This window comes from uncultured Faecalibacterium sp. (assembly GCF_900066275.1).
Classification (GTDB): Bacteria; Bacillota; Clostridia; order Oscillospirales; family Ruminococcaceae; genus Faecalibacterium; species Faecalibacterium taiwanense.
In genome coordinates this window covers 1-1,260 of record NZ_FMFG01000089.1, presented here as the reverse complement: position 1 = coordinate 1,260, position 1,260 = coordinate 1, and the positions used below count along the sequence as shown (strand labels likewise).

General features: G+C 53.5%; 1 rRNA gene. It reads right to left on the bottom strand.

The features are described 5' to 3' along the window. Window positions 1-14 precede the first annotated feature (14 nt). A 16S ribosomal RNA gene (locus QZL71_RS13115) occupies window positions 15-1,260 on the bottom strand; the annotation flags it as partial.

Sequence of the window (1,260 nt, the reverse complement as noted above, 5' to 3'; positions counted from 1 at the left end):
GCCTGACTCCTTAGAAAGGAGGTGATCCAGCCGCAGGTTCTCCTACGGCTACCTTGTTACGACTTCACCCCAATCACCAGTTTTACCTTCGGCGGCGTCCTCCTTGCGGTTAGACTACCGACTTCGGGTCCCCCCGGCTCTCATGGTGTGACGGGCGGTGTGTACAAGGCCCGGGAACGTATTCACCGTGGCATGCTGATCCACGATTACTAGCAATTCCGACTTCGTGCAGGCGAGTTGCAGCCTGCAGTCCGAACTGGGACGTTGTTTCTGAGTTTTGCTCCACCTCGCGGTCTTGCTTCTCTTTGTTTAACGCCATTGTAGTACGTGTGTAGCCCAAGTCATAAAGGGCATGATGATTTGACGTCATCCCCACCTTCCTCCGTTTTGTCAACGGCAGTCTGGCCAGAGTCCTCTTGCGTAGTAACTGACCATAAGGGTTGCGCTCGTTGCGGGACTTAACCCAACATCTCACGACACGAGCTGACGACAACCATGCACCACCTGTCTCCTTGCTCCGAAGAGAAAACATATTTCTATGCCTGTCAAGGGATGTCAAGACTTGGTAAGGTTCTTCGCGTTGCGTCGAATTAAACCACATACTCCACTGCTTGTGCGGGCCCCCGTCAATTCCTTTGAGTTTCAACCTTGCGGTCGTACTCCCCAGGTGGATTACTTATTGTGTTAACTGCGGCACTGAAGGGGTCAATCCTCCAACACCTAGTAATCATCGTTTACGGTGTGGACTACCAGGGTATCTAATCCTGTTTGCTACCCACACTTTCGAGCCTCAGCGTCAGTTGGTGCCCAGTAGGCCGCCTTCGCCACTGGTGTTCCTCCCGATATCTACGCATTCCACCGCTACACCGGGAATTCCGCCTACCTCTGCACTACTCAAGAAAAACAGTTTTGAAAGCAGTTTATGGGTTGAGCCCATAGATTTCACTTCCAACTTGTCTTCCCGCCTGCGCTCCCTTTACACCCAGTAATTCCGGACAACGCTTGTGACCTACGTTTTACCGCGGCTGCTGGCACGTAGTTAGCCGTCACTTCCTTGTTGGGTACCGTCATTATCTTCCCCAACAACAGGAGTTTACAATCCGAAGACCTTCTTCCTCCACGCGGCGTCGCTGCATCAGGGTTTCCCCCATTGTGCAATATTCCCCACTGCTGCCTCCCGTAGGAGTCTGGGCCGTGTCTCAGTCCCAATGTGGCCGTTCAACCTCTCAGTCCGGCTACCGATCGTCGCCTTGGTGGGCC